The 22,919-nt window shown below is 62.6% G+C and carries 25 protein-coding genes and 1 pseudogene; 14 read left to right on the top strand and 12 right to left on the bottom strand.

Annotation, left to right across the window (positions count from 1 at the left end; genetic code table 11):
- Positions 1-129 precede the first annotated feature (129 nt).
- The gene (locus M1L53_RS02150; RefSeq protein ID WP_228401482.1) at positions 130-801 is read left to right on the top strand and encodes a DNA alkylation repair protein; all 672 of its coding nucleotides are present in this window, start codon (positions 130-132) and stop codon (positions 799-801) included.
- A 136-nt stretch (positions 802-937) separates the two neighbouring features.
- A complete protein-coding gene (locus tag M1L53_RS02145) occupies positions 938-2,026 on the top strand; it encodes an iron-siderophore ABC transporter substrate-binding protein (RefSeq protein WP_232319084.1) in 1,089 nt (362 codons plus the stop codon).
- 9 nt (positions 2,027-2,035) lie between these two features.
- Here M1L53_RS02145 and M1L53_RS02140 read toward each other — a convergent pair whose 3' ends face one another.
- Entirely contained in the window at positions 2,036-2,980 is a 945-nt protein-coding gene (locus M1L53_RS02140; protein ID WP_003942841.1) for a GlxA family transcriptional regulator, read from the bottom strand.
- 205 nt (positions 2,981-3,185) lie between these two features.
- Between M1L53_RS02140 and M1L53_RS02135 the strand changes: the two genes are divergently transcribed.
- The 4 genes from M1L53_RS02135 (at position 3,186) to M1L53_RS02120 (ending at position 6,161) form a co-directional block, all read left to right on the top strand.
- Entirely contained in the window at positions 3,186-3,860 is a 675-nt protein-coding gene (locus M1L53_RS02135) for a DJ-1/PfpI family protein (RefSeq protein WP_042448156.1), read from the top strand.
- A 34-nt stretch (positions 3,861-3,894) separates the two neighbouring features.
- Positions 3,895-4,365, top strand: coding sequence for a DUF2269 family protein (locus M1L53_RS02130; protein WP_054188327.1), 471 nt, complete (start codon positions 3,895-3,897; stop codon positions 4,363-4,365).
- 82 nt (positions 4,366-4,447) lie between these two features.
- Positions 4,448-5,113, top strand: coding sequence for a HEAT repeat domain-containing protein (locus M1L53_RS02125; RefSeq protein ID WP_185744475.1), 666 nt, complete (start codon positions 4,448-4,450; stop codon positions 5,111-5,113).
- 13 nt (positions 5,114-5,126) lie between these two features.
- Positions 5,127-6,161 carry a HEAT repeat domain-containing protein gene (locus M1L53_RS02120; RefSeq protein ID WP_054188326.1) on the top strand — a complete coding sequence of 345 codons (1,035 nt, stop codon included), beginning with the start codon at positions 5,127-5,129 and terminating at the stop codon, positions 6,159-6,161.
- 44 nt (positions 6,162-6,205) lie between these two features.
- On the opposite strand, the gene M1L53_RS02115 is transcribed toward M1L53_RS02120, so the two are convergent.
- A complete protein-coding gene (locus tag M1L53_RS02115) occupies positions 6,206-6,577 on the bottom strand; it encodes an SdpI family protein (protein WP_054188325.1) in 372 nt (123 codons plus the stop codon).
- A gap of 375 nt (positions 6,578-6,952) precedes the next feature.
- On the opposite strand from M1L53_RS02115, the gene M1L53_RS02110 reads away from it, so the two are divergent.
- From M1L53_RS02110 to M1L53_RS34840, 3 genes and pseudogenes are all read left to right on the top strand, one after another.
- A complete protein-coding gene (locus M1L53_RS02110; protein WP_030537437.1) occupies positions 6,953-7,429 on the top strand; it encodes a hypothetical protein in 477 nt (158 codons plus the stop codon).
- A 133-nt stretch (positions 7,430-7,562) separates the two neighbouring features.
- Positions 7,563-7,721 (top strand): annotated as a pseudogene (locus M1L53_RS34845) (mini-circle protein); the annotation flags it as partial.
- A 79-nt stretch (positions 7,722-7,800) separates the two neighbouring features.
- Positions 7,801-7,893 carry a DUF664 domain-containing protein gene (locus M1L53_RS34840; protein WP_370852753.1) on the top strand — a complete coding sequence of 31 codons (93 nt, stop codon included), beginning with the start codon at positions 7,801-7,803 and terminating at the stop codon, positions 7,891-7,893.
- A 62-nt stretch (positions 7,894-7,955) separates the two neighbouring features.
- Here the strand turns inward: M1L53_RS34840 and M1L53_RS02100 are convergent, their stop codons facing one another.
- The gene (locus M1L53_RS02100; protein WP_054188324.1) at positions 7,956-8,417 is read right to left on the bottom strand and encodes a DUF6389 family protein; all 462 of its coding nucleotides are present in this window, start codon (positions 8,415-8,417) and stop codon (positions 7,956-7,958) included.
- A 356-nt stretch (positions 8,418-8,773) separates the two neighbouring features.
- On the opposite strand from M1L53_RS02100, the gene M1L53_RS02095 reads away from it, so the two are divergent.
- Positions 8,774-9,430: a response regulator transcription factor gene (locus tag M1L53_RS02095; protein ID WP_030537435.1), complete on the top strand. Its 657-nt coding sequence runs from the start codon at positions 8,774-8,776 to the stop codon at positions 9,428-9,430.
- A 27-nt stretch (positions 9,431-9,457) separates the two neighbouring features.
- On the opposite strand, the gene M1L53_RS02090 is transcribed toward M1L53_RS02095, so the two are convergent.
- Complete coding sequence (locus M1L53_RS02090; RefSeq protein ID WP_223304479.1) at positions 9,458-9,832, bottom strand: response regulator transcription factor; 375 nt, start codon at positions 9,830-9,832, stop codon at positions 9,458-9,460.
- Between the two features lie 75 nt (positions 9,833-9,907).
- On the opposite strand from M1L53_RS02090, the gene M1L53_RS02085 reads away from it, so the two are divergent.
- Positions 9,908-11,734 (top strand): ATP-binding protein, encoded by a 1,827-nt coding sequence (locus M1L53_RS02085; protein ID WP_054188322.1) that lies wholly within the window; start codon positions 9,908-9,910, stop codon positions 11,732-11,734.
- A 120-nt stretch (positions 11,735-11,854) separates the two neighbouring features.
- The gene (locus tag M1L53_RS02080; RefSeq protein ID WP_054188321.1) at positions 11,855-12,676 is read left to right on the top strand and encodes an alpha/beta fold hydrolase; all 822 of its coding nucleotides are present in this window, start codon (positions 11,855-11,857) and stop codon (positions 12,674-12,676) included.
- Positions 12,677-12,787: 111 nt separating this feature from the next.
- Here the strand turns inward: M1L53_RS02080 and dmpG are convergent, their stop codons facing one another.
- The 3 genes from dmpG to M1L53_RS02065 are packed head-to-tail and all read right to left on the bottom strand — an operon-like array spanning position 12,788 to position 15,581.
- Positions 12,788-13,816, bottom strand: coding sequence for a 4-hydroxy-2-oxovalerate aldolase (dmpG, locus tag M1L53_RS02075; protein WP_007735683.1), 1,029 nt, complete (start codon positions 13,814-13,816; stop codon positions 12,788-12,790).
- The gene (locus tag M1L53_RS02070) at positions 13,813-14,757 is read right to left on the bottom strand and encodes an acetaldehyde dehydrogenase (acetylating) (RefSeq protein WP_003943168.1); all 945 of its coding nucleotides are present in this window, start codon (positions 14,755-14,757) and stop codon (positions 13,813-13,815) included. The genes dmpG and M1L53_RS02070 overlap by 4 nt, the downstream gene beginning before the upstream one ends.
- Positions 14,754-15,581, bottom strand: a complete 828-nt coding sequence (locus tag M1L53_RS02065; RefSeq protein ID WP_007735684.1) for a 2-keto-4-pentenoate hydratase — start codon at positions 15,579-15,581, stop codon at positions 14,754-14,756. Before M1L53_RS02065 ends, M1L53_RS02070 begins: the two co-directional genes overlap by 4 nt.
- A 69-nt stretch (positions 15,582-15,650) precedes the next feature.
- On the opposite strand from M1L53_RS02065, the gene M1L53_RS02060 reads away from it, so the two are divergent.
- Complete coding sequence (locus M1L53_RS02060) at positions 15,651-16,412, top strand: IclR family transcriptional regulator (protein WP_003942865.1); 762 nt, start codon at positions 15,651-15,653, stop codon at positions 16,410-16,412.
- Here the strand turns inward: M1L53_RS02060 and helR are convergent.
- Positions 16,374-18,596, bottom strand: a complete 2,223-nt coding sequence (gene helR, locus M1L53_RS02055) for an RNA polymerase recycling motor ATPase HelR (RefSeq protein WP_083471229.1) — start codon at positions 18,594-18,596, stop codon at positions 16,374-16,376. The two genes, M1L53_RS02060 and helR, sit on opposite strands and share 39 nt — an antisense overlap.
- Before the next feature lie 281 nt (positions 18,597-18,877).
- Here helR and M1L53_RS02050 point away from each other — a divergent pair, with 281 nt between their 5' ends.
- Positions 18,878-19,342, top strand: a complete 465-nt coding sequence (locus tag M1L53_RS02050) for a hypothetical protein (RefSeq protein WP_225320190.1) — start codon at positions 18,878-18,880, stop codon at positions 19,340-19,342.
- Between the two features lie 13 nt (positions 19,343-19,355).
- Here M1L53_RS02050 and M1L53_RS02045 read toward each other — a convergent pair whose 3' ends face one another.
- From M1L53_RS02045 to M1L53_RS02030, 4 genes are read right to left on the bottom strand one after another with little or no spacing between them, the layout of a single operon-like run.
- On the bottom strand, positions 19,356-20,273 hold the full coding sequence (locus M1L53_RS02045; protein WP_054188320.1) for a carbohydrate ABC transporter permease: 918 nt from the start codon (positions 20,271-20,273) through the stop codon (positions 19,356-19,358).
- An 8-nt stretch (positions 20,274-20,281) separates the two neighbouring features.
- On the bottom strand, positions 20,282-21,232 hold the full coding sequence (locus tag M1L53_RS02040; protein ID WP_054188319.1) for a carbohydrate ABC transporter permease: 951 nt from the start codon (positions 21,230-21,232) through the stop codon (positions 20,282-20,284).
- Between the two features lie 9 nt (positions 21,233-21,241).
- Positions 21,242-22,135: a phosphodiesterase gene (locus M1L53_RS02035; RefSeq protein WP_054188318.1), complete on the bottom strand. Its 894-nt coding sequence runs from the start codon at positions 22,133-22,135 to the stop codon at positions 21,242-21,244.
- 24 nt (positions 22,136-22,159) lie between these two features.
- Positions 22,160-22,912, bottom strand: coding sequence for a tyrosine-protein phosphatase (locus M1L53_RS02030; protein WP_054188317.1), 753 nt, complete (start codon positions 22,910-22,912; stop codon positions 22,160-22,162).
- Positions 22,913-22,919: the final 7 nt, after the last annotated feature.

Raw genomic sequence — 22,919 nt, 5'->3', positions numbered from 1 at the left:
TCTTCATGGTGGCGTGCCGCCACCTCAGGAGCAGTCATGTACCCATTGGCCGAGGTTTCAAACGTAGGTTGCCCGCCTTCCCGTGCTTTGCTTGTAGGGGAATCGCAGAAGTAGTGACTGGAGGACGAAGTGGCCGAAACGACGGTTGCCGCGGTGATGGACGAGTTGGCTGCTCTCGAAGATCCGAAGGCGCGTGCGGTGAACGAGAAGCACGGTGACGATCACGGTGTGAACCTCACAAAACTGCGCGCTGTTGCGAAGCGATTGAAGACTCAGCAGGAACTCGCACAACAGCTTTGGGCGACGGGCGATACCGCGGCGCGATTGTTGGCCCTTTTGATCTGCCGCCCGAAGGCGTTCGAGCGTGACGAGTTGGATGTCATGTTGCGAGAGGCCCGCACTCCGAAGGTGCAGGACTGGCTCGTCAATTACGTGGTGAAGAAGAACCCGCATGCCGAGGAGTTGCGGGTGGCCTGGACCGCTGACCCTGATCCTGTGGTCGCTAGCGCCGGGTGGGCTCTGACCACCGAACGTGTCGCGAAGAAGCCCGAGGGACTTGACCTTTCAGGGCTACTCGACGTCATCGAGGCGGAGATGAAGGATGCTCCTGACCGCCTGCAATGGGCGATGAACCACTGCCTGGCTCAGATCGGGATCGAACATGCCGAGTACCGCGCCCGGGCAATCGAGATCGGTGAGCGTCTGCGAGTGCTCGAGGATTACCCGACTCCGCCGAACTGTACCTCGCCGTTTGCGCCGATCTGGATCTCGGAGATGGTGCGGCGTCAGTCTGTAAAATAGCTCGATCGCTTGTCGCGGGGCCGGCGTGCGGTTCTTGACCCTATTGGAACTGAGGCAAGGGTAACCTTTGTGCTACGTTTGGCGTCGTCACCCGCTGGAGGTGTCTGAGCAGGTCAATCGGTCGAGAGGTGCTTCAGTGACAAGGATTCCGGGTCGAGCGTCATCGGAGCGGCGCAGCCGTGTCCGCGGGATGGTAGCTGTCCTGGCGGCATGCGGCCTCGTAACTGGAATGGCGGCCTGCAGCAGCAACGACGACGGTGGTGGCACCGAGACTTCGTCCGCGGCGAATGCCGCGTTTCCGGTGACGATCACGTCGGCTCTCGGCACGGCCGAGATCAAGGACGAGCCCAAGCGGGTTGCTACCTGGGGTTGGTCCAACCAGGATGCCCTTCTGGCGCTCGGGGTCGTCCCGGTCGCGATGCCCACGTTTTCCGGACCTCAGTACGGGGCCGACGCGCAGGGCATTCTGAAGTGGGACGCCGAGGCACTCGACAAGCTCGGTGGCGAGCAGCCGATCTTGTTGTCGGGTGACGGAACGGGCGAAGCACCTGTCGAGCAGTTCGCCAAGGCTGAACCAGATCTCATCTTCGCCCCGTACTCCGGGCTCACTCAGCAGGAATTCGACGCACTGTCGAAGATCGCGCCGGTGGTTTCCTTCCCGGACGAGCCGTGGACCGCGTCGTGGCAAGACCAGGTGACCATCGCCGGTCAGGCGCTGGGTAAGCAGGCCGAGGCCGGCGCACTCATCGACAAGACCAACGCCGCGATCAGCGCGACCGCTGCGAAGAACCCTGCGTTGCAAGGTAAGACCGTCACCATCGCACTCCCGAACAGCCCGAGCACGTTCGCGGTGAGTAAGAACGCCGACGTGCGTGTCGAGTTCCTCGAGCAGCTGGGTCTGAAGAACGAGCCGACGATCCAGCAGGCCGATCCCGCCAAGGATCCGGAGGCCGTGTACTTCGAGCTGAGCACCGAGCAGGCGCCGCTGATTGCGTCTGACGTGCTGTTCGTGGTGGCCTACGACAAGGACTCTCTGAACGCGTTCCTCGCCGAGCCACTGGTGGCAGCTCAGCCGGTGATCGTCGATGGGCGTACGGCATCCACCAAGGACTTCAGCGTCGACAAGAACTTCGCGTTCGGCGGACTGACGGTCCTGACCATCCCGTACATCCTCGACGACGTCGCCACAGTTCTGAACACCGCTGCCGGCAACGTCAAGGGCTGACCCGGCCCGCTAGCGGGAAGTTCGAAACTGCGTCCGGTATCGCTGTGGACTGGTACCGACCAGGTCTCGGAAGCGTTCGCGGAATGTCGTGACGGCATTGAATCCGACTTGTCCCGCAACACGTTCGATCGAGTGGTCGGTAGTCTCGAGCAGAAATTGCGCTTGGCGGAGCCGCGCGTGATGGAGCCACTGCAACGGCGTCGTACCGATTTGTTCCTGGAATCGGCGGTTGAGCGTGCGAGTGCTCATCGTTGCCTTGGCCGCGATTGTCGTGATGTCGAGTTGCTCCCCGAGGTTCTCTTCCATCCAGTTCAGTAGCGGCCTGAGGGTTGTCCCGCTGGGTACGGGAGGCTCGTGAACGATGAATTGTGCTTGCCCTCCGGCACGTTCGAGCGGCATCACGCTCAGACGTGCCGTGTCGGCGGCGACGGCAGACCCGTAGTCCTGACGCACCATGTACAGACACAGGTCGAGTGCGGCCGCGGCGCCGGCGGAAGTCAGGACGTGCCCGTTGTCTACGTAGAGAACGGCAGCGTCGACGTCGATAGCCGGGTGCCGGCGGGCCAACTCCGACGCAGCCGCCCAGTGCGTCGTCGCGCGAAGTCCGTCGAGCAGGCCTGTGTCGGCGAGGGTGAATGCGCCGACGCACAGTGAGGCGATGCGCGTGCCGCGATCCGCGGCAGTTCTGAGGGCTTCGATGATCTCGGGGTCGATCGGCACATCGAGATCGGCGGTGCCCGGGATGATGATCGTGCTGGCCTGGGCGAGACGTGACAGTCCGTGCGGTACGCGCATCGTGAATGTTCCGGTCTCCACCTCCTCGGTGAGCGCGCACACGGCGGTCCGGTAGGCCGGTGCGCCTGAGGGAAGCCTGCATCGTCCGAAGACTTCGAGGGGTGCTGCCAGGTCCATCGGCACCACTCCGGGCAACGCGAGAACTGCAACGTCATGCATGTCTGAAACGTAGCGTATGTGGCGCGAGATTCTGTGATCTCGTGTCGTGAAATATCCTCTCAACTGGTATTTCACAGAATATGTGAGGTTGGCTGAAAGCCGTCGAAGGTTGGCTTTCAGCCGTCGCCGCAGGGGTCAACTTCCTCCTACTGTCGTAGGAACAGCGACGCGCACAGGAGCGCGTCGCACAAAATCGGAGGTTGCAGTGCACGCGCAGATCGTGTTGTTCGACGGATTCGATCCCATGGATGTCGTGGGTCCGTACGAGGTGCTCTACGCCGGGGGTCTCGCCAGCGGTGGGGCGTTGAGTGTCGAACTCGTCAGCGCGGAGGGGCCTCGGACCGTCCTGAGTGGAAGTGGTGAACTCGCTATGACCGCCACTGCAACCCTCGATGTCGAACACGCGGATCTGATCATCGTTCCCGGAGCATCGGGTCTCTTCGAACCCGATGCGGACCAGTCGGGCACCAGTTTGCCGGAAAGACTCGCGGCCACAACGGAAACCGAACTGCCCGTCATGATGCGGCGTGCACTCGACGATCCTGGTGTTCTTGTTGCGACCGTCTGTGGAGGATCTTTGGCGCTGGCGATGGCGGGGCTTCTCGAAGGGCGCCGCGCCGTGACACACCATCTTGCCGTGGACGCACTGGCGGCCGGCGGCGTTATTCCGATCCAGGCGCGAATCGTCGACGACGGTGACCTGATCACCGCCGGCGGTGTGACGTCCGGTCTCGACCTTGGCCTGTACCTGTTGGAACGATGCCTCGGGCCCCGGATAAGTCTCGAGGTCGAAGCGCTCTTCGACTACGAGCGTCGTGGAACGGTGTGGTCGGCCAAGGGCGCCGAGCCTGTAATCACCTTCGCCCCGGACGCTGCGTGAATACGCTTGTGCGTACCGAAACGCGAGAAATCTCATGACCGGAATCCTGCTGTCCCTCCACGTGATTGCGGCCATTCTTGCCATCGGCCCCGTCGCTGTGGCGGCGAGTATGTTCCCGGTGGCGAGCCGCGCCGCGCTCGCCGATCCGGACAGCGCGAGTGTTGCGACGACGGGCATGCTGCATCGCATCGTTCGGGTGTATGCCACGATCGGCGTTGTCGTTCCGATGCTCGGTGTCGCCACCGCCGTCAATCTCGGAGTGCTCGGTGACCTGTGGATCCTCACCTCGATCGCACTCACCGTCGTTGCCGCCGTGATACTCGCCGCGGTCGTGCTTCCCGCCCAACGGCTGACAATGGCGGCGATCGAAGGAACCGGGTCCGTTGTGGATGTCGCAACGCGGCTCACCCGTCGACTGGGCACAGCGACGGGGATCTTCAATCTGCTCTGGGCCGTTGTCGTCGTGCTGATGATCTTTCGGCCAGGATCGACAACCGGCGTGTGATCCGAGGCGATATTTCCCGTGTCGGAGACAGCGACGCTTGACCTTGACACAGTGACAAGGACTCCAATGGTCGACGAAGGAGGTGGTTGTCGTGAACACAACCAACCATGGTGGACAGAATGCTCACCTCGTCGACGCATTGGCCGCGGCTGATCCCTCGGTTCGGCTGCGCGCCGCGCTCGCTGTCGGCACGCGCCCGGACCCTGAGCTGACGGATGCCCTGATCGATCGGTGCGCCGTCGAGCCGGACTTCTTCGTCCGCGACATGCTGACCTGGGCATTGTGCCGCTTGCCGGCCGAAATTACGGTGCCGAGGCTGATCCGTGAGCTCGGGTCCGATGGTTCGCAAGCCCGCAGTCAGGCGCTCCACACCTTGTCCAAGATCGGCGATCCGATCGCGTGGCCCGAGGTCTCTGCGCTGGTGCACGACCAGGACGACGAGGTCGCGCGCAGTGCGTGGCGCGCCGCAGTGGCACTCGTGCCGGCAGGAGTCGAGGGTGCACTCGCAGCGGATCTGGCGACCGAACTCGGGCGGGGCGAACTGCAGATGCAGCTCAGTCTGAGCCGTGCTCTGACCGGGCTCGGCGAGGCTGTACTCCCGGTGCTCGACGCGGCCGGAATGAGCCCGAATCCGCGTGCCCGGGCGCATGCTGATGCTACAAAGCAACTCTGGCACGACCCCGACGGTGGGTTCGCACTCTCACACGAGTTGGCGAAGCGCGTCGCGGCAATCGGCCCGGACGCGTAGGAAGGGGAGACGGATGTTGATCGGCGAGGTCTCGCGGCGTTGTGGTGTCAGCACACGGATGCTGCGTCACTACGACACCTTGGGACTGGTGAAGCCGACGGGCCGCACATCCAGCGGTTACCGGGAGTACTCCGCCGACGACATCCGTCGACTCTTCCACGTCGAGAGCTTGAGGACGTTGGGGCTCTCGTTGAACGAGGCCAAGCGTGCACTGGACGAACCCGACTTCGCGCCGGCCGATTTGGTGGGTGAACTCATGCAACACACTCGGCAACGGATCGCGGCGGAGGAGGAATTGCTGACCAAACTCGAAAGGGTCGATGCCAGCGCCCCTTCGGAGTGGGACGACGTCCTGCGCATGGTCTCGCTGTTGCGTGCACTCGAATCCGAGTTCGCTGCTCATCGTCAGCAAGCGATCCTGTCGCAGGAGCTGAATGCGGCGTTGCCCGTCGACGCACTCGTCGAGGCCATCCTGTCGGAGAAGGATGCCAACGTGGCCGGAGCGTTGCAGTGGGCGTTGGCGAGGACCGAAGGTGCGGGCCTTGCAGGTCTCACGAAGGGGCTCGAATCGGAGGACGTCGAGGTTCGACGCCGCGCGACGTCGGCCATCTCCGGGATCCACACCGAGGAAGCAACTCGGGCGCTGAAGCGAGCTCTCGATGATTCGGACGCGATAGTCCGCGCCGACGCTGCTCTCACCCTCGGATCTCGCGGAGAGACCGTTTCGATGCCCGCTCTCCTCGAGATGGTCGCCGACGGGCGACGCGACGTCGAGGCCGGAGAGGTGCTCGGTCTTCTCGCGGAGCACTCACCGACAAGCGGTGAGGTCGTCGATGCCGTGCAGGCAAGACTCGACGGCACTGACGACGCCCCGACGAGGTTGCGAATCACGCAGGCACTCGCTGAGATTCCCGGCGCGGCGGCCCGGGAAGCGCTCGCCCGGCTGACACGCGACGACGACAAGACGGTCGCGTCCACGGCAGCGGCGATCCTCGAGATGCGGGACCGTGGACCACGCCGGCGCGAACGACCGCGTATCGGGAACTGAAATCGGAGAACTAGGGCACCTCTGACAAATGCGGGCCCGGGTGGTCAGCGCCGCAACGATTTTGCCGCAGCGTTGCCCTTCAACGCTGCACAGAGCAGGACAAGGAGCACCGCTAGAAACACGACTGTTGAGGCGACAGCCGACACCACAGATCCGAAACCTGTCACGACACCGATGACGACCTGCATGCACAGTCCCACTACGGCTATCCACACCGTCCGGCGTAGAAGGGGCCACGCAATCCGATGGGCCAATTGCCACGCCTCGGGGCTCGAGATCGTCGCCTTCGTGCGTATGCCGACAACGGGATTCGGTTCATCACCGACGACTCGCGGAAGAATCCCGGCAACGAACGCGAGGACAAGCGTCGACGACGACAGCGAGGCCGTCAGACCCAGTAAGTCAGGCGATCCCACCCGTCCAGCCCCCCTGTCGGCAGATTTGACACAGCGGACATTCCAGTCTGGGGTGCCGCTGGGACACATCCGACTGTATGCGAACGAATGTATGTACTGCTGATCGGGTGACGCACTTTCAGGCTTTGTCGGATGAGCAGTGGACTCGATCTCGGACTAGTTTTCAGACAAGCCCTAGTGTGGATTGCCTAGGCAGAAAAGGTTTCCCGCCGGATCCGCCAACACGTGCCGGATGATCCGCCCGAATCAAGTCGAGGTGAACCGTATTCCTTTGGCTGTGAGCCTGATCCATCTCAGGCAAAGCCTCGAAGCTGCTGCGCACCCGCTGCGCGGTGATCAACGGATATGGTCTCTCACGTGGTGGATCAACGGCGAATGAGTTTGCGACGCAGGTACCTGAGCCTCGGTCTTGGCGAACTGGCCGCCGCGGGAGTGTTTGCCGCCGTGGCTGTCAGCGTCGTGATGCCTCGGCTCGAAGGTCCGAAAGACTCCGCGGCGCTGTGGTCGGCGCTGGCCCCAATGCTCGTGGTTCTCGTGCAAGCGGGTGTCTATTGGCTGCTTGCCCGAGGCTGGGTCGAGCAGGCGCCGATGCCTGCCCGCCTCGCGGCGCTCTACCGTGTGTTTCGGGTCCTCGACATTGTCGTCTTGGCGGTCGGTCTCCTCGGCGTGCTCATTTGGCTACCAGATCATTTCGTCACTGCGGCGGCCATCATGGTGGTGTGGGCTTTCGGCGTCGTCGAATACGTCAATTACTTCGTGGCCCGTCTCGCTTATCCGCTGCGGCGGTGGCCGTTCGAGGTCGGCAAGTGGCGGACGCCTCAACTTGTGCGCGACCTGCATTCGGCGCGGTGATACCGGCAATTAAGCCGGCCTTTGCCGCAACGGCAAAATTTGATGCGGGATCGGCGTGAGTTCGGAAGGATCGGTACTGCCTATCCAGGAATGAAGCCTCTTCGTCGTTCTTCACCGAGGAAGGAGATCCACCATGGCAACGTCGCGTCGGAGCCGCCGTGATGTCCCACCGCCCCGGACAGGGATTAGCGAGACCGATACGCTGCGCGCGTTTCTCGACTACCTGCGTGATTCGATCGCTGCCGAGGTTGAAGGTGCTCCGGAACCTCAGGTGCGCACCACAATTGTTCGGTCGGGAACAACCTTGCTCGGGCTGGTCAATCATTTGACCTTTGTCGAACGATCGATGTTTCTCGCCGAAAACGTGACGGATTGGAAAGCGACGTTTCAGCGAAGAGACCGGGCGCCATGCCGGGCACGCTGACATCCTCCGCGAACTTATCGACGGTTCGACCGGTCGGTGACATCGCAACATCGATCACAACAGTGGTTCGAAGTCGTCCGTCTCGCCGACAGCTTCCGCGCTTCATTGAGGCGAATGTCCACTACCGAAATCGGGGCCCACAGGTATCGGGTCGGTCGCTCCGTCGGGAGTTGTTACTTCCCAGTGCAGTTCGGATGCAGTCGGGGGAACGAGCGCGCCGATCCACTCGGCAACGACACCGACGATAACTTTCTCGAGTTCCGTGCGTGACCACTCTCGCGGACGAGTGGGAACCGGTGGCTCCCAGCCTTCCTCACCCCAGATCACGCTGAAAAGCTCCCGCTCGTCGCCGATCTGCTGATTCAAACTGAACGCATCCGGATCGTCGAATCGCGCCCAGACGCCGAAAGTGCCCTCGCCGTCCTGGTCCACGGAGACGTCGATGACAATGCCTTCGGCATGTGCTGTCGCCGCGGCGCGCATCGCCGCCAGCCGGCTTTCGACTACCGACGATGTGGTGTCGAGGACGGACCTCAGCGAGTCACGGTATTCGGTAGCTTCCACGGACTCAGAATATAGAACTCGTGGCTTCGAGCATGGTGGTATCGGGTCTTGGCCGAAATGTGGAGCGATGACGAGACCTGGGGGACTCGCAGTGCATCTTCGTGTCAAAGGATAACCATTCGCCTGCAAGCATTTTCGGAAATCGATAGGGTTTGGCTTGTATTGATGTGGGGAGACTCGCAGCGTTGAGTGCGGAATCTGCGCACGACGGTTTCGCTCCTCGAGATCAGAGCGGTGAAGGTGGCATATGTCCGTTATCTTTTAAGCGGTGGTCCCATCTCCGGCCGCCACGCACTTGCGAGTGCGGACTGCAAGTGGAAGGCGGCCCTCGTGCAACAGGTATCGAGCCGAGTCTTGTGACGGCCCTGCGAGTGGTCATCGCCGACGACGACGTGCTCCTACGGGAGGGGGTGGCCAGCCTGCTCACTCGGGCAGGCCTGGAAATCGTCGGACAGGCAGGGGATGCGGACGAACTGCTGACACTGGTCGACGGGCAAAATCCGCAACTGGCCATCATCGACATCCGGATGCCACCGTCACACACTTCGGAAGGGCTCGACGCAGCGCTGCGTATAAGAAGAGAGTTCCCCTCCGTTGCAATGCTTTTACTGTCAGCACATGTCGAGGTCGATCATGCGTTGGAGCTTCTCGACGGAGGGAAGGGGATCGGGTACCTCCTCAAGAGTCGAGTGACCGACGTAGACGATTTCGTCGCGACGCTCGACAGGATCGCAGCCGGCGCCTCGGTCATCGATCCCGCTCTGGTCTACGAATTGGTGGCGGCCAGGCGACGTGACGACCCGTTGGCGGCACTTAGCGTCCGCGAGCGAGAAGTGCTGACGCTGATGGCAGAAGGCCTGTCGAACGTGGGGATAGGGCGTCGGCTGTGGATCACCGAGGGCACCGTCGAAAAGCACGTGCGGAGCATCCTCACCAAGCTCGATCTGGAGAGTACCGCCGACGACCATCGCCGCGTGCGCGCAGTCATCATGTATCTCGATGCCGTCAGCTGACGGGTGTCTGCGTTTGAATCGGCATACTCATCCTTGCGAAAGAATCCGCGCAATCGAGTCTGCGGACAGTTCGAACTTCGAGAGGAATCCGATGGCTGAACTCGATTCGACAAGATCGGCGAAGTCTTCTTCGTCGTGTGTCGACACAAGGATGATGGCCGGCGTCGGCGCCAAACCGGCGGCGTGGAGAACCTCCACCACGTCGAATCCGCTTTCGAAACCGAGGTCGATGTCCACCAGGACCAGGTCGGGGTGGGTAGCTTCGGCCACTGTGATGGCCGTGCCGAGGCTGGATGCGGTTCCGACAACCGTCATACCCGCGGCCTCGAGCACTCGTCGTGCAGCGGTGCAGAATGCATCGCTGTCGTCGACGATGAGGCAGCTCCGGTCGGAAGACTTCACCCTGTCAAGGCTGTCAGACGTCGGCGCACCCGGCATTACCGCTACCCGTAATTTCTCGGGGAACCCGGGCGTCCGATGACTTCGTCAGTTCCGTTGCGCGGCCGTCTCGTCACGTCCGTGCTGCGTCCGAGCGCTCCTCCCCTCGGTTGGGGCATCGCCCTGGCTACGGGATTGATTGTCGTGGAGATTCTTCTCGTTCTGATGTTGAAGCGGATTGCACCCGAGAATGCGTTCGGCGCGGTTTTTCTTTTCGGTGTCCTCGTCGTTTCGGCAGGCTGGGGATTTCGGCTGTCAATTGCGACGGCGGTTGCCAGCACTGCCGCGTACGCCTACATCCACGTCGTCGAAAGCCGTGAAAGCCTTGTACCGGCAGTGGTGGTTTTTCTCGTCCTGGCCTTGCTGACCAACGTTCTCGTCGGTCAGTCACGTCTTCGCGCCATGGAATCGGATCAGCGTCGTCGTGAGGCGGATCTGTTGGCTGCGCTGGCTCGGACGATGCTTCGGACGTCGAATGTAGTGGAGATGCTTGACGACGCGAGCGTGCGATTGTCCGCCGTGCTCGACCTGCCCGCGCCGTATGCGAAGTTAGGGCCCGCGGATGCCCCGGTGGGGCGCGGGCAGAGGCGGATCGTTCTACGGGATGGAGCCTGTGTCGCGGGTTCGCTACTTGTACCGGCAGAGTTGACCCAGGCCGATGCTCGCCGCGTTCAACGAATCGTACCGTCGCTCGAGGCCCTGCTTGCCGCTGTGCGAGATCGCGGGGTACTTCTCGAACAGACTCTCGCGTTGGCGCGTCGGCAGGCTTCACTGCGACGCGTAGCGACACTTGTTGCCTCGAGAGCCGAACCCGACGATGTCCATCATGCTGTCGCCGCGGAGTTGGCCGACGGACTGGACATCGAACACGTGTCGGTCGTGCGTTACGACGACGACGACTACTTCACAATTCTCGCTGCGCGGGACGATACTACAACCGGAGAACGATTGATCCCGGGTGAACGCTTCCCTGTCGGTGGATACAACGTCTGCACGATTGTCGAGACTTCGGGTGCGCCGATTGCCATCGACTTCACCACTGCGACAGGGGCGATCGCGGGGAGGCTGCGCGGACGCGGGTTGCGTACGGGAATCGGGGTACCGATCAACGTCGACGGTCGGACGTGGGGAGCTGTAATCATCGGCGGTACGGGACGTGTTCTCGCGAGTGACGTCGAGGACCGGTTGACCGACTTCGCAGACCTGCTCGCAACCGCGGTCTACAACGGTGAAACCAGGCGCGAGCTCACACGGTCCAGGGCGCGCGTCGTGGCTGCAGCCGACAAAGCCCGCCGAACCATCGAACGTGACCTGCACGACGGGGCGCAACAGCGGATCGTCACTCTCGGGATGGAGTTACGCGGCGCGCAGGCCGCAGTTCCCGACGGATTCGATGAGCTGCGAATCAGCTTGGCCCGCACCGTTGAGACACTGGCTCAAGTCAATACCGATCTTCGTGAACTCTCGCGAGGGATTCACCCGGCGATCCTGTCCCGCGGGGGTCTCGCGCCGGCGCTGAAGACTTTGGCTCGCCGCAGTCCGATCCCGGTCGCGCTCACAGCCGAGATCGTCACTCGACTAACCGATTCTGTGGAAGTCGCGGCGTACTACGTTGTCGCTGAAGCGCTCACCAACACCGCGAAATATGCCGACGCGTCCGTGGTTACGATCGCGGCCGTCTCGCAAGAGGGTCGTCTGGACCTCACCATCAGTGACGATGGCAAGGGGGGAGCAGACGCCGAAAGCGGTTCGGGTCTGATCGGGCTGCAGGACCGCGTTGCCGCGGTTGGAGGAACTCTGACGATCTCGAGCCCGGTCGGTGGTGGCACCACCATCACCGTTCGCATCGATCCCTCTACCAGTTAGCCGGTAGTGGGTTCCCCGGGTAGCGCTCCCCCACAATGGAAGCCAGCAGCGACGACATCGCTCCTGAAGTGGACGAATGTTCTTGTTACCCAACGAGAACCTTTCGCCCAGGAGGACATCATGCCGTACATCACCACTTCCGACGGAACCGAGATCTACTCCACCGAACAGGGCGCCGGGAGGCCTGTGCTGCTCAGCCACGGTTGGCCCCTCTCCTCGGACGCCTGGCAGTTGGAACTCAAGGTGCTCGCCGACGCCGGTTACCGTGCCATCGCACACGACCGTCGCGGCCACGGCCGGTCCTCGAAGACCTATCAGGGCAACGACATGGATACCTATGCCCGTGATCTGGCTGAACTCGTCGAAGCGCTCGACCTCCACGATCTGACGCTCGTCGGTCACTCGACCGGAGGCGGCGAGGTCGTTCGGTACGCAGCGCAACACGGCGCAGGGCGTGTTGCCAAGGTGATCACCGCCGGCGCCGTTCCGCCGATCATGGTGAAGTCGGAGAACAACCCGGAGGGCACACCGATCGAAGCGTTCGACGATATCCGGTCCGGAGTTCTCACCGACCGTTCGCAGTTCTATCGCGACATCGCCGAGCCGTTCTTCGGCGCAAATCGCGAGGGGTCGAACGTGTCCCAGGGGGCGAAGGACGATTTCTGGCGCCAGGGAATGCTGGTCAATCTGGCAGCTGCCTACGACTGTGTCAAGGCGTTCTCGGAGACGGACTTCAGCGAGGACTTGAAGGCGTTGACCGTTCCCGTCTTCATTGCGCAGGGTGACGACGACCAGATCGTTCCCATTGGCGCAGCCGCCCTCAAGGCAATCGAATTGGTCAATGACGGCACATTGAAGATCTACAAGGGTGCGCCGCACGGAATCTACGGCGACTACCAGAAGGCTTTGGACGCAGACATTCTCGACTTTATCGCCAAGTAAGCCATTCAGCCCAGGCCGGTGGTGACCGTATGGTCACCACCGGCCTTTACGTGACAGAGTCCCGCCCTCGTCCGGAGACGGGACTCGGGTGTCAGCGAACTCGGCAGCGCGTCAGACTGCTTCCTTTGTCGCCTGCGCTGCGAGGGTGAGCGCGATGTCGACGATCATGTCCTCCTGACCACCCACCAGACGGCGGCGTCCAGCTTCGAGCAGCAGTGTGCGAACGTCGATTCCGTAGCGCTCCGACGCAGCTTCGGCGTGGCGCAGGAAGCTCGAGTACACGCCGGCGTAGCCGAGAGTGAGGGTTTCGCGATCGACGCGGACCGGCCGGTCCTGCAGCGGTCGGACGATGTCGTCGGCGGCATCCTGCAGGGCGAACAGGTCGCAGCCGTGCTCCCACTCCTCGATGTTGGCGACGGCGATGAAGGCCTCGAGGGGGCAGTTGCCGGCACCGGCGCCGTGACCGGCAAGCGAAGCATCGACGCGGGTGACGCCGTTCTGCACTGCAACAACGGAATTGGCAACCGAGAGCGAGAGATTCTCATGGGCGTGGATACCGATTTCGGTGCCCTCGTCGAGGATGTCGCGGTATGCACGAACACGATCCGCGACGTCGTTCATCACCAGACGTCCACCCGAGTCGGTGACGTAGACGCAGTGCGCGCCATACGATTCCATCAACTTAGCCTGCTTGGCCAGTTCTTCGGCAGGCGCCATGTGGCTCATCATCAGGAAGCCCGAGACGTCCATGCCGATCTCGCGGGCGGTTTCGATGTGCTGCGCGGAGACGTCGGCCTCGGTGCAGTGCGTGGCAACGCGAACCGAGCGAACACCGAGGTCGTAGGCATGCTTGAGTTCACTGATCGTGCCGACACCCGGAAGTAGCAGCGTGGTGAGACGAGCGTGCTCGAGTACCTCGGCCGCTGCTTCGATCCATTCCCAGTCGGTGTTCGAGCCGGGGCCGTAGTTGAGCGAGCCGCCGGCGAGGCCGTCACCGTGTGCTACTTCGATCGCGTCGACGCCGGCAGCGTCGAGAGCTGTGACGATCCGCTTGACGTCGGCGGGCGAAATGCGGTGGCGGACAGCGTGCATGCCGTCACGAAGGGTGACGTCCTGGACGAAGATCTTGCGGTTGCTCACTTGGTTGCTTCCTTCTGCTGGGCGATGCGCTCCGCGATCTGCATTCCGGCGGACGTCATGATGTCGAGATTGCCGGCGTACGCAGGCAGGTAGTGTGCCGCGCCCTCGACCTCGAGGAACACCGACACCTGGTGGGTGGGGCGATTGCCGTCGACGAGCAACGTCTCGACGGGCTGGTCGGCCGGGATCTCGGTGATCTGGACTTCCTGCTTGAGCCGGTAGCCGGGGACATACGCGGACACGTCGCCGACCATCTTCTCGATCGACTGACGGATCTCGTCGTGAACAGCCGGGTCCGGTGCGTCGACGAGGCAGAAGACCGTGTCGCGCATGATGAGCGGCGGCTCAGCGGGGTTGAGGATGATGATGGCCTTGCCGCGACGAGCGCCGCCGACTGCCACGATCGCCTCGGACGTGGTCTCGGTGAACTCGTCGATGTTGGCGCGCGTTCCGGGACCGGCCGACTTGGAGGCGATGGACGCGACGATCTCCGCATACGCCACCGGGACGACCCGAGAAACAGCGGCAACCATCGGGATGGTGGCCTGGCCGCCACACGTCACCATGTTGACGTTGGGTGCGTCCAAGTGCTCGTCCGCGTTGACGGCCGGTACGACGTACGGTCCGATCGCGGCAGGCGTCAGGTCGATCATGCGCTTGCCGAGGGGAGCCAGCCGCGCGTTGTTGGCCACGTGAGCCTTTGCCGAGGTGGCGTCGAAGACGATCTCGATCTCGTCGAAGTTCGGCAGACCGACAAGGCCTTCGACGCCTTCTGCCGTGATCGGCACGTTCAGACGCGCGGCGCGAGCGAGGCCGTCGGACGCGGGGTCGATACCGACCATCGCGCCCATCTCCAGGTAGTCGGAGTTACGCAGCACCTTGATCATCAGATCCGTGCCGATGTTGCCCGATCCGATGATCGCGACCTTGACCTTGCTCATGCGTTGTCCTCTTCGCTGGAGAAACTGGTGGTGACGGAACCGAGCCCGGAGACGGTCACGGTGACTACGTTGCCTGCGGTGACCGGTGCCATGGGGCCGAGAGCGCCGGACAGGATCACCTGCCCTGCGGTCAGCGGCTGCCCCAACTCACGTGCAGTGCGGGCGAGCCAGACGACGGCTTCGATCGGATCGCCCAGGCAGGCGGTTCCGACGCCGGTGGACACCTCGGTGCCGTCGACGGACATCGACATGACGACGCCGGCGGGTTCCACCTCGTCGAGGGTGCGTCGTTCGGTTCCCAGGACGTACACGCCCGAGGACGCATTGTCGGCGACGGTGTCACCGAACTTGATGTCCCACGACTCGATGCGGCTGTCGCAGATCTCGATCGCGGCGACGGCGTAGTCGATCGCACCGCGCACCTGCGCACTGTCCAGCGGTCCGTCCACGAGGTCGGCACCGAGCACGAAGGCAACTTCCGCTTCGACCTTGGGCTGGATCAAACGGCTCATGGGGATGGCGCCGCCGGCGGGGAACTCCATGTCGGCGTACAGCACGCCGAGGTCGGGCTGGTCGACACCGAGCTGCTGCTGGACTGCCACCGAGGTCAGGCCGATCTTGCGGCCTACGACCACGGCCCCTGCCTGCCGACGGATTTCGTCGACGCGGCGCTGGACGGCGTAGGCGGCGACGAGGTCGTCGGCGCCGATCAGATCGCGCACGGGCGCGCAGGGAGTGCCGCTCGCGATGGCGGCTGCGAGGCGGTCCGCAGCAGCTGCGATGTCGGTCTCGCTAGCTGTACTGGTATTCGTGGGCTGGCTCATGGCCACTACTTTCGCCGCGGCACCGAGATTGCGCCAGGGAACTGTCTCACTCAGCGATACGCTGGGGAGGTGACTGGCAGCGCAAACCTCGACACCGTGCTCGGCAAGGCGGTGACGATCCTGCGCGCCTTCCGGGCCGACGACCACGTGTTGCCTCTGGCCACCCTGGTCCAGCGGACGGGCCTGCACAAGGCGACGGTGCACCGCCTGGCCAACGAACTGGTCGCGAACCGGCTACTCGACCGTATCGACGGTGGCTACCGGCTCAGCGGCGGCCTCTTCGAACTCGGCATGCTCGCCTCTCTCGAACGTAGCCTCCTGGAGATGGCGATGCCGTTCCTCCAGGACCTGTACGAGCGGACCCACGAGACAGTCCACCTGGGGGTCCGTGACGGCCACGACGTCGTGTACGTCGCGAAGATCGGCGGACACCGGCAAGCCAACTCGCCGTCCCGGACCGGCGGCCGGATACCGCTTTATTGCACCGCGATCGGCAAGGCGCTCCTGGCATTCTCCGACAACGAGTTTCGCCGCGAGGTGCTGTCGGAACCGATGACGCGCCGAACCCCGCACACAATTGTTGCGCCCGGCATTCTCAATACCCAACTGAACCGAGTGGTCGAGACCGGTATTGCGTTCGAGCGCGAGGAATCAGCGCCGGGTCTCGCGTGCGTTGCAGCGCCGGTATTCGGAACCAACGACAAACCCGTCGCCGCCATCAGTGTCACCGGTCCCACCAGTCGCTTCGTCCCCGAGAGCCAGGTGTCCTACGTTCGCGCCGCTGCCGAAGGCCTACACAGCACCATCGCTCGCCGCGAACGACTGCGGTGATCTGGCCGTCCCGACCCGGACGAGCCCGGTCAATGCGTGCGGCAATGGCCCCTCGTGTAAGACGCCGAGACGTTGGGTTGCGCGGGTGAGGGCGACATAGAGCTCCGAGGCGCCACGTGGACCGTCGGCGATGATTCGCTCCGGTTCCACGACGAGCACGGCATCGAACTCGAGGCCCTTCGTTTCCGAAACCGGCACAGCGCCGGGCACACTCGCAGGTCCGATGACGACGCTCGTACCCTCGCGTCCGGCCTCGTCCTGATTGAATTCGTCGATGGCGGAGGCTAGTTCGTCGGCGGAGATTCGCTTGGACCACGGTTGGACCCCGCAGGCGCGGACGGACTCGGGTGGCTGGACGTCTGGCGCGAACTCGGCGAGCAAGGCGGCGGCGACGCTCATGATCTCGGCGGGGGTGCGATAGTTCACCGACAGGGATCGGTAGATCCAGCGGCCGGGAACGTACGGCTCCATCATCGTCGCCCACGAGCGAGCACCTGCGGGTGAACGTCGTTGCGCGAGATCGCCTACCACCGTGAAAGACCGGTCCGGGCAACGGCGCATCAGGACTCGCCAGTCCATCTCGGACAGCTCTTGTGCCTCGTCGACCACGATATGCCTGTACGTCCAGTCTCGGTCAGCAGCAGCGCGTTCGGCGAGCTCCCGGGTATCGCGTTCGACGAAACGATCCGCCAGGTCCTCGCCGTACAGCATGTCCTGGGCGAGGAGATGATCCTCGTCGTCCATCAAGTCTTCGCGACTGATCATCATGTCCAGCACGCCCGCTGCATACGCAGCCTCGTCGCGGCGTTCACGTTCGGCACTCTGGTCGACGGGCTTGTCCCGGCCGAGCATGTCCACCAATTCGTCGAGAAGCGGAACGTCGGACACCGTCCAGGCATCGCCCTCTCGGCGCAACAGTGTCTCGTCTGCGCCTGCCTTGCGTAGGCGTTCCGGCGAAGTAAACAGCTGTGTCAGTAGCTCTTTCGGTGTCAGGATCGGCCAGAGTGCGTCGAGTGCGGCGGCAAACGCGTCATTCTCCGCCAACTCTGCGGTCAGATCTGCGCGCACTTGTTCCCAGGCTTCACGGTCACTGCGTGTCAACCATCCCTTACCGATCCGCGCTATCGCCCGCTCGGTCAGTGCCCAGGTGACGATTTCGGTGAACACAGTCCGACCGTCGTTGTGGGGGAGTCCGCTCGAACGAGCTTCTTCTCGGGCCCATTCCGCAGTTTCGGCGTCGATTCGCACTGTGACGTCCGCCAATTCGATCAACAGTGGGTTCTCGGGCAATCGTTGGTGATCGGCAATCGCTGCGCCGAGAACGTCCAGGATCTTCAGCGAACCTTTGAGCCCAGCGGCCTCCGGAGTGTCCTCGGCGGTGACGCGTAGACCGGGAACGAGATCACCGGTGGTCATGAACACCACGTCGGACTCGCCCAGTGAGGGCAGTACGCGGCCGATGTGGTTCAGGAACGCCGGGTTCGGCCCGACCACGAGAACGCCGTGACGTTCCATTCGCTCACGCTGCGTGTAGAGCAGGTAGGCGACGCGGTGCAAGGCGACGACGGTTTTCCCGGTACCGGGGCCACCTTCGATCACCAGCACCCCGGGGTGTTCGAGTCGGACGATGTCGTCCTGTTCGGCCTGGATCGTGGCCACGATGTCCCGCATTCCCTCACCGCGGGGTGCATTGACTGCTGCGAGCAAGGCGGAATCGCTGTGGGTGTCGTGTTCCGCGCCGTCAGGGCGCCCGAGTACCTCGTCGGTGAAATCGACCACGTGTCGACTGCGTGTGTGGAACTGACGGCGTCGACGCATGTTCTCCGGGTTTGCAGCGGTGGCAACGTAGAACGGGCGAGATGCCGGCGCCCGCCAATCGAGCAGCACCGGTTCGTAGTCGTTGTCCGCATCGAGAAGGCCGATTCGGCCGATGTACGAAGTCTCACCCGACAGCGAGTCCAACCGGCCGAAGCACAGGCCGTTGTCGGCTACGTCCAGCCTCTTCACCTCTTTGGCGAGCGCGCGCACCTCGGCGTCGCGTTCCATGAGTGCTTCGCCGTTTCCGCGCAGAGCGGTGTTGTACCTGTCCTTGACTCGGGCGCGCTCCGCATCGAGGCGAGCGTAGAGCCCCTCCACATAGTTCCGCTCGGATCGCAGTTCTTCTTCGTATCCCTGGGTTGGCACGTGCCCTCACTTCCGCTGGCTGTTCCGATCCCGTAGTGGGTCGTGCGGGATCGGAAGAGCCATTCTGCGGCACTACCCGGGCCTTGCCGCAAGGCCCCCGGTGCGATATACATTGGTAGTGGAAGGGGGTGTCGATCCTCCCCCGGCTTTTTCCCACAGATCCTCTCGCGACCCCCCAGCCTGATGCACGGCTCCCAGCCTGGTCGATGTTTGGACCCCGAGTGTCACGGGTACAAATCCAGTGACCGGTGTTCCAAAAACGGTTCCCCTCATGAACTTACGTGGATCGAGGGATTGTGAAGGCGATACTGGCAACGGCCGCGAGCATCCTTCTGGTGGTTGCCTTGGCCGTCGCCGTCTTGCTTCTCCTTTCCGGATCACCGCGCGAAGGTACTTCGCACGAGCTCGCCGATACGGTTCACACGATCGGTGGGAAGCCGACAACCTGCACCGAGTTGTTCGGTGAAACATGCAGCTTTGCTTTGCAGTCGGACTACAACCAGTGGGGACAAAACCTCGAGGGTTTTGTCAATGCCGGGACCCTCGGACCTTTCGCCCGCAGTATCGGCTTCGTGGCGGAGGCGAAACTGAGCTTGCAGGCATGCGAGGTCAGCGCAACCGCCGGGCGGACGATTCTCGATTTCTACACTCTCGCCGAGATCGACCACCCCACGGCCACCACCACCGACCTCTTCCCCTTCTGGAACGAGTCCCGCCAATTCCTGTGCCCGGTAAACAGTTTTTGAGAACGGGTGATCGCTACTTGAGGCCGGACTGAACAAATGCGTCGCGCACGTAGCGCTGAAGGAAGAGATAGATCAGGAAGATCGGCAGACACGCGAGTCCGGACGCCGCCATGATCGCACCCCAGTTGTTCCCCTCGGCGCCGAGGAAGCTACGGATACCGATCTGCAGCACGGAATTCGACTGACGCATGATCAGCGCGGGCCAAAGGTACTCGTTCCAGGCCGAGATGAACAGCATGATGCCGAGTGCAGCGAGAGCGGGCTTCATGTTGGGCAACACAACCTTCCACAGCGTTGCCCACGAGTTCTGTCCGTCGATCTGACTGGCGTCCAGTAACTCCCGTGGAAATGCCTCCATATGCTGACGCATCAGCAGAACTCCGAAAGCCGAGCACAAGTTCGGGATCACGATGCCTGCGACGGTGTTAAGCAAGCCCATCTGGGAAATGAGAAGGTAGTTGGGGATCATCGTGACCTGAAACGGAACCAGCCACGACCCGACGAAGAGCAGAAACAACGCTTGTTTGCCGAAGAAGTTCCACCGCGCGAACCCGTACGCGGCAAGGATTGCGACGAACAGCTGGCTGACCGACATGGCCAAAGCCATGGTGAAGGTGTTCACCATCATCGACGCCATCGGGATCGTGTTCCACACGTAGCGGAAGTTCTCGAGGCTGAAAGGCGAGGGGAGGGGACTCGCCGACAGAGAATCGTCGGGGCGACGAAAGGCCGTGGTGAACAGCCAGTAGATCGGGAAAATGCTGAACACGGTCACGGCCACGAGGACAACATGCCCGAGCACTCGCCGCGTTCGAGAGCGGGACCGGACCGGTCCGTCATTGTTCTTGCTCCGTTTGTCGAGGTGTTCCACCGCCGGAGTTGCACCGGGACCATGCGTCTGGCTGGGCGCGTCGACCAGAACAAATGCCATGTCAGTTCCTAATTGTCGTAGAAGCTCAGTCGGTCCGACAGGCGGACGAAGATGACGGCGATGATTCCGAAGCCGATGAAGAAGAGAGTGCCTGCGGCTGCTGACAGTCCGGCGTCGAAGTTCTGGAAACCGAACTGGTACAACAGGTAGTAGATGTTCGTGGACGCACCGCTCGGTCCACCCTGGGTGAGAATGTCGATCACGGGGTACGCCCACTGCGCACCCAGCAGAATCGTCATGAGGGCGAGGAAGACCAGTGTCGGGGAGAGCAGTGGCAGCGTTATCTTTCGGGTGATCGTCGCCTCGGATGCGCCGTCGAGTGACGCTGCCGAAGCGTAGTCCGGGTTGATGCCGGCAAGCCCAGCCGAGATGACCAGGACACCGAACCCGAGCATTTGCCATCCGACGATCACGACGACGCCTAGCAGTGCGAATTTCGGATCACGAAAGATGTTGCCCATCTCTATTCCCCACGTTGCGGCCACCCGTGGGATTGCGCCGCCGTCGGGATTGAAAAGCCAACGCCAGACGGCACTGCCCGCGATCGGTGTCACCAGGAACGGGACGAAGATCAGAGCTTGATAGATCGTCTTGGATCGTCCGGATATCCGCTTGGACACCAACGCGATTACGATCGGCAGCAACAGCGAGAACAGCATGAAGGCGAGTGTGTAGACCACGGTGTTCCGTAGTGCCTGATGCAACTCGGGCAACGAGAGCACACGCGTGTAATTATCTAGTCCTACAGCTACTTTGGGAGTGGTAGGAACCATGTTCCACTTGTAGAAGGACAGATTGACAGTCTCGCCGAGTGGCTTGTAGATCCACACGATCAACAACACCACAGCCGGCAGCAGGTACAGATAGGGCACCAAGGCGCGGGGCGCCAACCCGGAACGGGCCGGGCGCGCCGCTACGGCACACTCCGACCCGCCGGTGCTTGGAACTTCGACAAACATGTTCGAAACTCAATTCGCCAGTGCAGCAGAGGGACTGGACGAATTGCTCCCAGGAACCAGCTTGGAGATCGCCTCCGCAAAATACTCCGCGCTCATTTCGTATACAGTTGCCGACTCCTCTACCGGAACTACCGTGTGCAGAACCCGATCTCGGAACACATGGACCATGTTGAATGCCTGCGCACCGTCGCGGCCGCGCGTGCTGCCCTTGCTCGCAAGAAGATCCTGTGTGTAGCAGGTCGCTGAGGCAACCGAGACGGGAATTCCGGCGAAGGTACAGGTGGTCGAGTAGTGCAGGTGGCCACCGAGGATACCGCGAACATCGGTTCCCTCGAGTACCGTGGCAAGTCTGTTCTGCTCCTTCAGTTCCACCAAAGTGAGGACATCCTGAACCGACGGGACTGGCGGATGGTGCAGCGCGAGAAGGGTTCCGTGTGGTGCGGGTACAGCCAGAACCTCTTCGAGCCAAGCGAGCTGTTCGTCGGTGATCAGGCCGTGATGGCTTCCGGGAACAGTGCTGTCCAACACGACGATGCGGAGGCCGTTCACGTCGACCACCGAGTCGACGGATTCCTGGGTCGGAGCGGCATCCAGCAGGCCGCTACGGAATGCCGGGCGTGTGTCGTGATTTCCCATGACCCAAATCACCTTTGCGCCTAGCCGTTCGGCGGCCGGTTCGACGATCTGGCGCAGTCGCACGTATGCCTCGGGTTCCCCCATGTCGGCCAGATCTCCGGTGAAGACGATAGCCTCAGGACTCTGGCCAGTCCGTTCCAGTCGCTCGAAGATGCGTGCCAGATTGGCATCGCTGTCCACGGAATCGTGGAGAAGATCTCCGTCGGTGACGAAGTGAGTATCGCTGAGGTGCAAGATGTAGTGATCGGGTTCGCCGTACTGGGACATGAAAAATTCTCCTTCAAGTGTGTGTCAGTTGACCAGTGCAAGATGTAGGCGGTCGAGTTCTTCGGAGCTCATTCCATGGGCAAGAAGGTAATCGGACGCACTTCCGTACGAATCGTCGATGGTTTGCAGGCTTGCACGCATGAGCGCAGCCGGGCTTGCCCCGACGAGCTGGGCGAGGTTCTCCCCGTCGCCGATGCCGTATTCGCGCATCCTGACGGCCATGGCCGTTGCCCACTCGCCGGCCAACATGACCTCCGAGAGCGAATAGTCCGCGACGATGTCGCGGTAGTCAACCCCGACCGCTGCCAGAGCGAGTGCAACGACGAGGCCGGTACGGTCTTTGCCTGCCGTGCAGTGCACGAGTACTGCGCTGTCGTCGGACTCTGCTATTGCGCGTACAGCTCGAACCAGTCGGACACCGCATTGATCGATGACCTTCGCGTAGATTGCTGCGAGGTCCAAACTTGTTTCTCGAGAGTTTATTTCGCTCTCGAAGATGGGCAGGTGGAGTTGCTGGAGGTCAAGTCCTCCGAGAGCGTTCGGTGCTGTGTCCAACTCTTCCTGCTCGCGCAGGTCGATGACGAAGGCCAGCCCACGGGCGCGGAGGATCTCGCGGTCAGCTTGATCGAGTCGATGAAGAGCGTCCGCACGAAAGAGCTTGTTCCACTTGGTGCTGAGGCCGTCGCGGGTAGCGTATCCGCCCACGTCGCGAAAGTTGTAGGTGCCGTTCAGGTCGAGCCGACGATTGGCCCGCTGAACCGGAAGAGCTGTAGTCATAGTTGTT

The organism is Rhodococcus sp. T9N (assembly GCF_024436645.1).
In the GTDB taxonomy this organism is placed as follows: domain Bacteria; phylum Actinomycetota; class Actinomycetes; order Mycobacteriales; family Mycobacteriaceae; genus Rhodococcus_F; species Rhodococcus_F qingshengii.
This window is presented reverse-complemented; position numbering and strand designations above follow the sequence as displayed.